The sequence below is a fragment of the Ruegeria lacuscaerulensis genome, from assembly GCF_013034685.1.
GTDB classification, from domain to species: Bacteria; Pseudomonadota; Alphaproteobacteria; order Rhodobacterales; family Rhodobacteraceae; genus Ruegeria; species Ruegeria lacuscaerulensis_B.
On sequence record NZ_WQGO01000001.1, the window covers coordinates 835,941 to 847,073 of the forward strand.

8 protein-coding genes are annotated in these 11,133 nt (G+C 59.6%); 2 read left to right on the top strand and 6 right to left on the bottom strand.

Annotation, left to right across the window (positions count from 1 at the left end; translation table 11 throughout):
• Positions 1–39: 39 nt before the first annotated feature.
• The 6 genes from GOV80_RS04135 to GOV80_RS04160 form a co-directional block, all read right to left on the bottom strand.
• Entirely contained in the window at positions 40–1,344 is a 1,305-nt protein-coding gene (locus tag GOV80_RS04135) for an NAD(P)/FAD-dependent oxidoreductase (protein WP_170782942.1), read from the bottom strand.
• Positions 1,341–2,015 (bottom strand): TetR/AcrR family transcriptional regulator, encoded by a 675-nt coding sequence (locus GOV80_RS04140; protein ID WP_170782943.1) that lies wholly within the window; start codon positions 2,013–2,015, stop codon positions 1,341–1,343. The genes GOV80_RS04135 and GOV80_RS04140 overlap by 4 nt, the downstream gene beginning before the upstream one ends.
• On the bottom strand, positions 2,016–3,566 hold the full coding sequence (locus GOV80_RS04145; RefSeq protein WP_170782944.1) for a trimethylamine methyltransferase family protein: 1,551 nt from the start codon (positions 3,564–3,566) through the stop codon (positions 2,016–2,018).
• A 2-nt stretch (positions 3,567–3,568) separates the two neighbouring features.
• Positions 3,569–5,971 (bottom strand): GcvT family protein, encoded by a 2,403-nt coding sequence (locus GOV80_RS04150; protein ID WP_170782945.1) that lies wholly within the window; start codon positions 5,969–5,971, stop codon positions 3,569–3,571.
• Positions 5,972–6,082: 111 nt separating this feature from the next.
• The gene (locus GOV80_RS04155) at positions 6,083–6,712 is read right to left on the bottom strand and encodes a glutathione S-transferase family protein (protein ID WP_170782946.1); all 630 of its coding nucleotides are present in this window, start codon (positions 6,710–6,712) and stop codon (positions 6,083–6,085) included.
• Positions 6,713–6,724: 12 nt separating this feature from the next.
• Positions 6,725–7,222, bottom strand: coding sequence for a class I SAM-dependent methyltransferase (locus tag GOV80_RS04160; protein ID WP_336510118.1), 498 nt, complete (start codon positions 7,220–7,222; stop codon positions 6,725–6,727).
• 233 nt (positions 7,223–7,455) lie between these two features.
• Here GOV80_RS04160 and GOV80_RS04165 point away from each other — a divergent pair, with 233 nt between their 5' ends.
• Together GOV80_RS04165 and GOV80_RS04170 are read left to right on the top strand one after the other, a co-directional pair.
• Positions 7,456–9,228, top strand: coding sequence for an ABC transporter ATP-binding protein (locus GOV80_RS04165; RefSeq protein WP_170782948.1), 1,773 nt, complete (start codon positions 7,456–7,458; stop codon positions 9,226–9,228).
• The gene (locus GOV80_RS04170) at positions 9,221–11,131 is read left to right on the top strand and encodes an ABC transporter substrate-binding protein (protein ID WP_170782949.1); all 1,911 of its coding nucleotides are present in this window, start codon (positions 9,221–9,223) and stop codon (positions 11,129–11,131) included. The genes GOV80_RS04165 and GOV80_RS04170 overlap by 8 nt, the downstream gene beginning before the upstream one ends.
• Positions 11,132–11,133: the final 2 nt, after the last annotated feature.

Below are 11,133 nucleotides of genomic sequence, written 5' to 3' on the forward strand. Positions count from 1 at the left end.
ATTCTGCTCCCAGAATTCTAGAGCGATTCAGCCTGACGGCTAGCCCAGAACCGAAAAACTGCTTTCTTCGTTAATGGGGCGCTTACGAGAATAGAACCCCACGTCGATCATTCGCTTGATATAGGGCAGTTCGAATTGCAGCGGTTGCGTGTCGTGATCTGCACCGCCCTCGCAATAGTTGATCAGCGCGGCCATCATCTTGCCGGCAATTGGCGCGTTCTTGTACTGGTTCCCGCTGGTCCCGCAGGCCATGTAGAACCCCGGCAGGCTGGATTTGTCGTAGATCGGAATCCAGTCGGTCGACGCATCATACAAGTCCACCACTCCGCGCGTTTTCGAGGGAATGCCGAGGCTGGGCACCCGTTGTGCATAGCGCATCGCCTGAGTGGTCCACTGATCGGTGAAGTCGCGGTTGTAGTGCACGTCATCCTCGCACCACTGATGCGGATCGCATTCGGGATCTTCCGAGCCAACAAGGATGTGGTTGCCATGTTCCGGCCGACAGTAAAGCGCGATATCGCTGTCCGACACGATCGTACCGTCATTTTCGAAATCAAACCCTTCGGGTGCGGGGACGTGCACCACCTCTTGCCGCAGCGGGCGGGTTTCGATGGTCATGTCATCCAGCACACCCGCCATACCGTTGATGATGGCCGAACCCGGCCCAGCCACATTCACCACCACCTTGGCACGGATTTCCTCACCCGAGGCCAGCTTGACCCCAGCCACGCGCCCGTCCTCGGTCAGAATCTCGACCACTTCGGCCCCGGTGCGTACTTCGGCCCCGTTCAATTTGGCCGCGTCCATCAGGTTCTGCGCCGATAGTGCCGGGTCGGTGACGTAGCCCGCTTGCGGCCAGAACACCGCGCCCTGCATCTTGCCCCCGTTGGGTTGGCCAAATTCCGGGTCATCCATGCGTTTGGGCGGTGTGAAACTGTCCAGCGAATAGACAGGCAAGCGCTCGGCGATCTTCTCAGGCGACCATTCCTCAAACGGGCAATCCAGATCAGCGCTGTTTTTCATATGCTTGTCCAGCATCCCGTTGGCATCGGTCTTCATCACCAGACACCCCGTCTCGCGGAACTGCGCCAGATTGGCATCAGCGGGCAGGCCCAGATAGGCAGCCCAGTCGCGCCAATAGTGATACCCCTCCCACGCGAACGCGGTGCCGTCGAAGGTCGAATAGTGCATCCGAATGATGGCGCAGGACCCGGCCGTGGACCCATGCCCGACCTGAGCGTTGCGGTCCAGTGACAGGGTTTTCCATCCTGCCTTGGCCATCTCGAATGCGACGGCAGCCCCGATCACTCCGGTGCCGATGATGATTGCGTCAGGTTGGCTCATGACGTGTTCTTCTCCCAGTAAAACCGCGAATAGGCGCTGAACTCCTCGATCTCTTCGTCGAGCGGTTCAACACCAGTGAAAACAAACAGGTAGTGAGAGACCAGCGACAGCCGCAGCGACATCGGCTCATTTAGCTGCGCCAAATCGTACCCGATCTGCATGTAGTAGAGCACGCGCGCCCGCGTCTCGGCCTCGGTCTCATCATAGTCATAGCGGATGAACATTGCCCGCAGCGCCGCCAGCCGCCGTGCATCCGACTGATCCAGCATTCGCCGTACCTTGCCCGACCGCCGCGCCCAGTCGCGCATGGCAAAATCCAGCGCGGTATCGAAGAGTTCAGAGTTCACGACACAACGCTGCACATTGCAAACAGCGGCGGTGATCGTTGCGGCAGGGAGTTCGGATTGGGCGATCAGGGCCGCCGTATTGGTCGCCTGCCATTTGGCGAGCAACGCATCCAACAGCTCCTGCCGGGACTTGAAATACCAATAGAAAGACGACCGCGACACGGCCATACGCTCGGCCAGGTTCATCACCTTGACCTGCTCGACCCCGTCCGAGATCAGCACGTCCATCGCGACATTCAGCCAGTCGTCCCGCGTGACCTTGATATTTCCGACCAAAGGTTCGGCATCCGGATCATCACGGTGAAGAATGGGTTTGGTGTTCATTCAACTCTCCGGCGGCGCGCCGCCCTCGGCGGTCCTGCGCGCGATGAAATCCTGCAAAGCACCCAGCTGGTCGCTGGTGCTGCTGGGGGGCTTGAAATCATTAAGGATACCCTTCCAAACTTCGGTGGCGCGGTGATTGGCATCGACCGAGCCACGCTCGGTCCACGTCCCGAAATTGGCGTAGTCATGGACATGGGGCTGATAGAATTCGGTGTTGTACCGTTCCATAGTCTGGGTTGAGGCAAAGAAATGCCCGCTAGGGTCGACCTCGCTCAGCGCGGTGTCAAAACCGATCTCGGCAGCGCCGGCCTGAGCGCCTGCGCAAAGCTCGGCCACCATGTTCAGCACCTCGGCGTCACAGACAAGCTTTTCGAATGAAACGGACAGCCCGCCCTCCAACCATCCTGCCGCGTGTATGATCACGGTGGCCCCGGCCATTAGACAGCCCCACAGGCCAAACTGGTTCTCATTCGCCGCCTGCACATCGTTAATGTTTGAAGCCGATCCCGCAGCGGATCGCCATGGCAAGCCCAAATGCCGCGCGAGTTGCCCTGCAGCCAGTGACGCTTGAAAATGCGAGGGCGTCCCGAAAGCAGGGGCGCCCGATTTCATGTCCACGTTGCTGGTGAACGTGCCATAGCAAACTGGCGCGCCGGGTTTGGTCAGTTGGGTCAGGGTCAATGCCGCCAGAGCCTCGGCATGGGACAGCGCAATCGCGCCCGCCACGGTGATCGGGGCCATTGCTCCCATCAGGGTAAACGGCGTGATAATCGACATCTGCCCATGCCGCGCAAAATCGATCAGCCCCTGTGCCATGGGGATATCCAGCGTGCGCGGGCTGTTGGTATTGATGATCGTATAACAATACGGGTTTGTACGGAATTCGTCATCGCTTAGCCCCCGCGCGGTCGAGAGCATTTCGAAACAATCCATCACCTGCGGCGTTCCGCGCGAGAAGAAGAAGGGGAACTTGTCTGTCAGTTCCATTTGCGCCTGCGTGGTGAAATAGTGCCGCAAATTGGTCGGCACATCCTGCGGCTCTACCTGGGGTGAGATCATCTGGAACACATCGAAATGATGCGTCAGCTTCAGGAAATCAAGATAATCCTGCCCAGTCGCAGGGCGGCGACCCCTTTCCAGATCGGTGGCGTTTGGCGCCCCTGCCCCTGGCTGAAACACCAATGAGCCCAGCTCCAGCGTGAAATCGCGAGCACGTGACCCGGCACGGCAGGCAATCGACTTGGGGGCCGAGGCGACGGCGGCCTCAACCATGTCGCGACCGATAAAAACCATTTCACTGCCTTCATCTACGCGCGCTCCAGCAGCGGCATAGATACGACGTGCCTCCGGCAGCAGGACCTTGACCCCAAGTTCTTGCAGGATGCGCAGCGCAGTGTCGTGAATGTCCGCGATCTGATCTGCAGGGAACACTTCCATCTGCGGAAAGGGATTTCTGAGCTGGCGGTAGTTGACGTCGCGACTGGGCGGTGGCGCGGTGTCCCCACCGCGTCCACGCCGTCTTCGGCCCCGTTCAGACGTTTGCGCGTTCATGTTCAACCCCGCATCGCTTTGCCTTGCGGATCGTAGGGCGAAGCAGAAATGACCCGCGCGGGACGCTCGACGCCAACCACATGCACGGACAACTCGGTCCCCGGCTCGGCCTTGTCGCGGTTAACCAGGGCCATCGCCAGAGATTTGCCGGTGTAGTGCCCGTAGCCGCCCGAGGTCACATAACCCACCCGCTCATCACTCGACCAGATCGGTTCATACCCGCTGGCATCCGCATCCAGCGCATCGACCTCTAGCGTGACCTGAACCTGCGCTGGTCCGTTGCCGTCGCGTTCGGCCATGGCGGCCTCTTTGCCCACAAAGGATTTGTCCCAGTCGATCCAACGATCCATCCCGGTCATGCCCGGCGTGTACGCCTGAGTAAATTCAGCCGACCAGATCCCAAAGCTTTTCTCAAGTCGCGTAGACAGCATCGCGTTAAAGCCACATTCGCGGATGCCTTCGTCAGCCCCGGCCTCAAGCAAAATTCGGCGCAGTTTGATGTGATCACCATAGCGGCAATTGATCTCATAGCCTTTCTCGCCCGTCACCGACATGCGGGCCACGCGCGCGCGGACCAGACCGATGTCGAAATCCCCACAGCCCATGAAAGGAAGGCCTGCGATATCCTGCTCGGCCAGTTTTTCGACCACCGCCTGCGACTTCGGTCCAACCACACCGAACCCGCAATATTCCTCACCAAGATCGCGGACCGAGACACCGTCAATCATGTGGTCATCGAACCAGCGCATGTGCCAGGCCCGCAGGTAGTAGCTACCCATGATCCACCAGGTGCCATCGCCCCAGTTAAGGACAGTCAGATCACCTTTGAGCCGCCCGTTCTCGCCCAGCATCGGGGCAAGCTTGGCACGCCCCGGCGCAGGCAGTTTCGAAGCCATGACCCTGTCCAGCCAAACCTGCGCATTGGGGCCGCTGACCTCGAAACGCGAAAAGCCGGAAATATCCATCAGGCCAACGCCTTCGCGGATCGCCTTACATTCCCCGGCCACGATATCGTGCGCGTTGGATCGCTTGAGCGTCGGCGTTTCTTCAAACCCTTTGGGCGCGAAATAGAGCGGCACCTCAAGATCCCAACTGACGCCCCACTTGCACCCGGCCTCGGTCATCGCGTCGTGCGCGGGGGCCATTTTCAGCGGGCGGCCTGCGGGCAGTTGCTCGTTCGGATAGGTCATCACGAAGCGGCGCGAATAGAACTGCCCCGTGGTTTCGCGGATATACCGCTTGTTCTGCGCAAAATCCCCGAACCGCGCCACATCCATCGGCCACGCATCGGCCTCGGGCTCACCATGGATCATCCACTCGGCCAGTGTTTTGCCAACGCCGCCGCCCTGTAGGAACCCGGCCATCACCGCACAGGCCGACCAATAGCCGCGCTTGCCCGGCACCGGCCCGACCAGAGGGTTGCCGTCGGGCGCAAAGGTAAACGCGCCGTTCACCCAGGTCTTGATGCCCACATTCTGGATCGACGGATACCGCTCAAAGCCCAGCGTCAGCTCATTTTCGATCCGATCCAGCTGTTCCTGAAACAGTTCCTCGCCGTAATTCCACGGCGCGCCGTCCATGGCCCAGTGTTCGTGCTCGACCTCGTAGATACCGACCAGAACACCCTTCTGGTCCTGCCGCATATAGGTGAAGCCTTCGAGGTCGACGGTCATCGGCATCTCAAAATCCGCCTGCGCGACCTCGGGCACAGTATCGGTGATCAGATAGTGGTGCTTCAGCGGCGAGACCGGCAGTTCAACCCCCGCCATGCGCCCCACCTGTTTGGCCCACAGACCGGCCGCGTTGACCACATGTTCACAGGTAATGGTTCCTTTGTCGGTGACAACTTCCCAACCATCCGCCGTCTGCGTCAGGCTTTCTACCTTGGTTTCCTCATAGTATTCCGCACCGCGTTTTTTCGCCGCCGTGGCGTAGGCCTGCACGGTTCCGGTCGTGTCGATATAGCCTTCGCGATCTGCCCACATCGCACCCAAGACGCCTTCGGTTGACATGATTGGGCAGCGTTTCTGGGCCTCCTCCGGTGTCAACAATTCGCAATCATCAATTCCGATGGACTGGAAGATGCGGTAATTGGCCTGCAACCACTCCCAACGCTCGGGTGTACCAGCCAAAGTCAGACCACCAGTCATGTGCAGGCCGATATTCTGGCCGGATTCTTTCTCGATCTCGCTCAGCAGGTCGATTGTATAGGCTTGCAACGCCGCCATGTTGGGATCGGCGTTCAACGCATGGATACCGCCCGCCGCATGCCAAGACGACCCCGAGGCCAACCGCCGCCGCTCCAGCATAACCACATCCGACCAGCCAAACTTGGCCAGATGATACAATACCGACGCCCCCACGACGCCGCCCCCAATGACCACTACGCGATACTGAGATTTCATCTTGCCCTCCCCTGCATGGCTCGCGGAGAACGCTAGACGCACTGTTCATATCTGTCTAGACATTTCTGTACAGTTCTGAACTTTAGAACGCCTCTCGGGGTTCAATGGGCCTTAAAGCTGGGCGCTGTGGCGGCTGGCGACCTTATCGAACCACGCAAGCGTCGCCGAATTTTCCTGCGGGATCCGCATCTTGATCACCCGAGCGAAATCCACAAACACAAAGGTCGAGATATCGGCCAGCGTAAACTCTGGCCCAGCCACATTGGCACTGTCTTTCAGCCGATTTTCAAGCATCGCAAAGAACCGTTCCACCCGCTCGACCCCGCGCTGCGCCAGCTCGGGAATTTGGGCATATTTTGCAGGACCGGGAATCGCTCGTCCTTCGAAAGCTGGATGCGCGTTGCGCAGCGCCTCGGCCACAGGGGCACCGCCGTGCTGTTCGACGATGCTGTTCCACATCAAAACCAACCCTTTTTCATCCGGGGTACGCCCCATCAGCGGCGGTTCTGGGAACTGCGCCTCAAGATAGGCCGCGATTCCGAGGTTTTCGGTCAACACCGTCCCTTCATCCGTCACCAGCACGGGCAGCGTGGCACTAGGGTTGATCGCACGGAAATCCTCAGCCAGCTGTTCCCCTTTTGCGATCGAGATATCGCGGGTCTCAATCTCCAGCCCTTTTTCAGCAATGAACATCCGCGCGCGGCGTGGGTTCGGGGCAGTCGAGCAATCGTAGAATAGCATTAGCAGCCCCCTTCAGCGGCGATAGATGAAACAACGCCCTTCAACTGCTCCGTCTGGCAGAGGCAATTCGCTCAGCCCATCAAAATACATCCGGTCGCTGGAGACCATCAATCCGCCCTCGGCCAGAAGCGGCTCGATCAACGGGGACACGAACCGGGCAAAAGCGTCGTTCTTTTCGCGGTTATGCCCGCCCAGATCGGCATGGATCAAACTGGCCGTAGCGCCGAATCGATCCAGCGATGCGGGCAACGTCTCGCGCACATCGCCCAAAATCACCAGATCTTCCGGCGGGGTCGAATCCGGGTGCGAGGCCACGGCGCGTTCGAACACATAGACCGGGCGGTTCCGCACATACTGCACCATGTGGTGATAAGTACGGCCATTACCCAGGCCCAGCTCGAACACCGGCCCGTCCATCCCCTGCGTTTGAGCGATGGCATAGTCCAGGCAGGCCCGTTGCGAGACCATGCGGTCAATGAACAGATCGAGGCGGCTTTGGGGATCGGGCACGGGAAAATCTCTCCTTGATAGTTGCCGAAGCTTAATCAGGCATCGACGCCGCCTGTGATGACAAATCCTCAAGGGTTTGTGTAGGCAATTTCGCGTCAGTTTCATATTCCCGCGACATTTCAGCCCAAGAACGGGTTTGACTAATCAGGCCCAACCGCGCGAAACTGCGACAAAAAACACGGGGAGTTGATCAAGCCTATGCCGAGTGACGGCCGAACGGGTGGGAAACCCGCATGACTGCGTTGTTGTCTGTCAGGGACCTCAGCATCGGCTTCGGTGCGGGTGAGGCCGTGGTTCAGGGGGTCAGTTTCGACGTCGAGGCCGGGCAGACTTTGGCGTTGGTGGGCGAGTCCGGGTCTGGAAAAACCATCACGTGCCGCGCGGCGCTTCGCATCCTGCCGCGCACGGCCCAGATACGCAGCGGCACCATTACTCTGAATGATTCCAAAGGATTGGAAGACCTGACGGCAATCAGTGAGCGCCAGATGCGTGACATTCGCGGCAATCGGGTCTCGATGATTTTTCAGGAACCGATGCGGTCGCTGTCGCCCTTGCACAAGATCGGCAATCAGGTCAGCGAGGTTCTGTGGCTGCATCGCGGCGCGTCCGAGGCGCAGGCCCGCAAAGAAGTTCTGACCCAGTTCGAACGCGTGGGCTTTCCTGACCCCCAGCGCGCCTATGATTCTTACCCGTTCGAGCTGTCCGGCGGCATGCGCCAACGTGCGATGATTGCCATGGCAATGGTTGCCAAGCCGGAACTGCTGATCGCGGATGAGCCAACCACCGCGCTTGACGTCACCACGCAGGCGCAGGTTTTGGGGTTGATCAAAGAGTTGCAGCGCGAGACGGGCATGGCGCTGATCCTTGTGACCCACGACCTGGGCGTCGTTGCCAATATGGCCGAACAAGTGGTCGTTATGCACAAGGGTAGGGTGATGGAATCCGGGGCGGCCGCGCCTATTTTGACCACACCTGCGCATCCCTACACCCAGCAATTGTTCAACGCCGCGCCCCAGATTCCCGACAAGGAAGCTGTCGGCATACCGATGCCCAGCGAGGACCTGATCCTGCAAATGAACAGTGTCTCCAAAACCTATACCATGCGCTCCAGCAAAGGGTGGCAAGGCGACCGGCTGATCCATGCCTGTCGCGGTGTCGATCTGAATCTGGCACGTGGCAAGACACTGGCCATTGTCGGCGAAAGCGGATCGGGCAAAACCACGGCGGCCCGCATTGCGCTCGGGGCCGAGCCCCCCGATCCGGGCGGAGAGGTTCTGTTTCGCACCGCGCCCGACGCCGACCCGATCACGGTTCACCACATGACCCGCGCCCAGCGCACTGCGTTTCAGCGCAAGGCGCAGATGGTGTTTCAGGACCCCTACAGCTCGCTCAGCCCGCGGATGCGCATTCAGGACGCGATGACCGAGCCGTTGGAGATCCACAAGATCGGCTTGCCCGCCGAACAACGGGACAAAGCGGCCGAGATGCTGCAACGGGTCGGGCTGAACGCCGACATGCTGAAACGCTATCCTCACGCGTTTTCAGGCGGTCAGCGACAGCGGCTTTCCATCGCACGGGCGATGATGCTGGACCCACAGCTGATTGTCTGTGACGAGCCGACCTCGGCTTTGGATGTCTCGGTGCAGGAACAGATCCTGACGCTGCTGGAAAACCTGCAAGACAGCTTGAAACTGTCCTATTTCTTTATCTCGCACGACCTTGCGGTCGTGGCGCGCATCGCAGACGAAGTTGCAGTGATGCGCCGGGGCCTTGTGGTGGAACAAGCCCCGCCCGAGACACTGTTCTACAACCCGCACCACCCCTACACAAAGGCGCTGATCGCCGCACAACCGGAACCCGACATCAACCGGCCCATCGACCTGAATTTGGTTGCTTTGGGCGCCGGTTCGCCCGACAGTTGGGATGACGCCTTCCGATTTACCGACTCCGTGATACCATCATTGGTGGAAATGGAGCCCGGCCATAAGGTACGATGCCATGTTTAAGACCACTCGCCCCCTGATCCTGGCAGCCGCAATGTCGGCGCTGTGGTTTCTGCCCGCCACAGCAGAGACCCCCACCCCTCAGGAAAGCGCGTTCTGGGAAGACGAAGTGGCCGCCGGAAACATGCCTCCCGTCGCAGAACGCCTACCGGCTGAGCCGCTGGTGGTCGATCTGGCCGCCAAGGGGCGTGAGTTCGGAACGCCGGGCGGCACGTTGCGCACCATGGTGACGCGATCCAAGGACATTCGGCAGATGGTGGTCTATGGCTATGCCCGCCTGGTCGGTTTTGACGAAGATTACGAAATTGTCCCTGATCTGCTGGAATCCTTCACCAATGAAGACAACCGCAAATTCACCCTGAACCTGCGCGAAGGCCACAAATGGTCCGATGGGTCGCCCTTTACGTCCGAAGATTTTCGATACTGGTGGGAGGACGTAGCCAATAACGAATTGCTCAGCCCGTCGGGGCCGCCGGATTTCCTGATTGTCGAAGGCAAGAGCCCGGCCGTCACTTTCCCTGACGAAACGACCATCGTGTTCGAATGGGCCGACCCGAACCCTGATTTCCTGCAGTCACTGGCACAGGCGCGCCCGCCGTTCATCTACCGCCCATCCGCGTTTCTGAAACAATATCACGAGAGCTTCGCTGACGCCGATAAGCTGGCCTTTCAGGTCGAAGACGCCCGCGTCAAAAGCTGGGCGGCGCTACATAACAAGCTGGATAACCTCTATAAGTTCGACAATCACGAGCTGCCGACGCTGCAACCTTGGCTGAATGCCAGCTCTGGCAAAAAGATCCGGCACAACTTTGTTCGCAACCCCTATTACCACCGCATCGACAGCAAAGGTGTGCAACTACCCTATATCGACGTGGTCGAGATGGAGATCGTGGCACCCGGTCTGGTCGCCGCCAAGACCAATGCGGGCGAGACCGATTTGCAAGGGCGTGGGCTGGCGTTCCGGGACGCCTCGATCCTGAAAAAGGGTGAAGCCGGGGGGAATTACAAAACCCTGCTGTGGAAAACCGGTGTTGCCTCGCAGATTGCGATTTATCCCAACCTGAACTTTGCCGATGACGGATGGCGAGAAGTTCTGCGCGACGTGCGTGTGCGTCGCGCGCTGTCGCTGGCCATTGACCGCAAGACGATCAATCAGGCGCTGTACTTCAAACTGGCGCAACCGGGTGCGATGTCGGTTTTGCCTGCCTCACCCTTCTATGACGAGGAAAACGCCAAGGCCTGGGCGCAATATGACATCGAAACCGCAAACGCTTTGCTGGACGAAGCTGGCCTGAACCAGCGCGATAAGGATGGTATTCGTTTGCTACCCGATGGCCGCCCGATGGAACTGATCATTGAAACCGCCGGTGAGCGGCAAGAGGTCGAGAACGCCTTGCAGATCGTTACCGACACATGGCGCGAGATAGGCGTCGATCTGGTGATGCGCCCGCTGGACCGGGACATCCTGCGGAACCGGGTGTTTGCGGGGAATACCATGGCCTCGGTCTGGTTTGGCTGGGATGACGGTATCCCGCAGGCCCACACCTCACCCGCCTATCTGGCACCCACCGATCAGGTGTTTCTGGCCTGGCCGAAATGGGGGCAGTATTACCAGACCGGCGGCGATGTCGGCGAAGCGCCCGATATGCCCGAGGCCGAGCGCCTGATGGAACTTGCCCATGACTGGGAAATCGCCACATCGGATGACGAACGCAAGGCCGTCTGGTCCGAGATGCTGAAGATCCACGCCGATCAGCTTTATGCCATCGGCATTCTGAATGGCGCCCCGCAGCCCATCGTTGTGTCCAACCGCCTGCGCAACGTGCCCGAACAGGCCATGTGGGCATGGGAACCCGGCGCGCATTTCGGCATCCATCGCCCCGACGAGTTCTACTTCGCCGACTGACA

Excerpts from the sequence above, each read along its gene's own strand:
- GOV80_RS04150 (WP_170782945.1), bottom strand. The coding sequence starts at position 5,971 with ATGAAATCTCAGTATCGCGTAGTGGTCATTGGGGGCGGCGTCGTGGGG.
- GOV80_RS04165 (WP_170782948.1), top strand. The coding sequence starts at position 7,456 with ATGACTGCGTTGTTGTCTGTCAGGGACCTCAGCATCGGCTTCGGTGCG.
- GOV80_RS04170 (WP_170782949.1), top strand. The coding sequence starts at position 9,221 with ATGTTTAAGACCACTCGCCCCCTGATCCTGGCAGCCGCAATGTCGGCG.
- GOV80_RS04155 (WP_170782946.1), bottom strand. The coding sequence starts at position 6,712 with ATGCTATTCTACGATTGCTCGACTGCCCCGAACCCACGCCGCGCGCGG.
- GOV80_RS04135 (WP_170782942.1), bottom strand. The coding sequence starts at position 1,344 with ATGAGCCAACCTGACGCAATCATCATCGGCACCGGAGTGATCGGGGCT.
- GOV80_RS04140 (WP_170782943.1), bottom strand. The coding sequence starts at position 2,015 with ATGAACACCAAACCCATTCTTCACCGTGATGATCCGGATGCCGAACCT.
- GOV80_RS04145 (WP_170782944.1), bottom strand. The coding sequence starts at position 3,566 with ATGAACGCGCAAACGTCTGAACGGGGCCGAAGACGGCGTGGACGCGGT.